Genomic DNA, 214 nt, shown 5'->3' with positions numbered 1-214 from the left:
AGGTTGCGCCCTAAGCCAGCGGCATGATCAGCCTTTCCGTCGCCAAATCCAGGGTCTCCAACTGGCTGTTTGAGCACGCATTGCCCCTGTGGGCGGATCGCGGGGTCAGCGCCGATGGGCGGTTTTTCGAGCAGCTGGATTTCGAAGGCCGTTCTGTGACGGGCCTTCGCCGCCGTACGCGCGTTCAGGCGCGCCAGGTCTATGTATTCTGCGA

At 62.6% G+C, this 214-nt stretch carries 1 pseudogene; it reads left to right on the top strand.

The annotated features are described in order from the left end of the window. Positions 1-23 precede the first annotated feature (23 nt). A pseudogene (locus ACM0OY_RS40710) lies at positions 24-214 on the top strand (hypothetical protein); the annotation flags it as partial.

Source organism: Nostoc sp. CCY 9925, from assembly GCF_963920935.1.
Lineage (GTDB): Bacteria > Cyanobacteriota > Cyanobacteriia > Cyanobacteriales > Nostocaceae > Nostoc.
This window is presented reverse-complemented; position numbering and strand designations above follow the sequence as displayed.